Below are 309 nucleotides of genomic sequence, written 5' to 3'. Positions count from 1 at the left end.
GTGTCCGATAATATCGCACCAACATTTACTGCACCTGCAGATATCGAAATATTTACAGATGCATCATGTAACTACGATGCTGGAGTAAACATTACAGGAGATGTTACTGATGAAAATGACAACTGTTCTGCAACACTAGATGCGACCTACACAGACACTGTAGTCGCAGGAACTTGCGAAGGATCATTCGTAATCACCAGAACATGGACATTAACAGATAGCTGTGGTAACACTGCGCCAGAACAAACGCAAACCATTACCGTTTCCGATAATATCGCACCAACATTTACTGCACCGGCAGATATCGAA

The 309-nt window shown here is 42.7% G+C and carries 1 protein-coding gene; it reads left to right on the top strand.

From position 1 onward, the window contains the following. On the top strand, positions 1 to 309 hold a 309-nt coding region (locus ACVC08_RS00185; RefSeq protein ID WP_452600501.1), incomplete at both ends, for a hypothetical protein.

This window comes from Pontimicrobium sp. MEBiC06410, from assembly GCF_053601615.1.
Note: the sequence above shows the minus strand (reverse complement) of the source record. Positions and strands in the feature narration are given on the sequence as shown.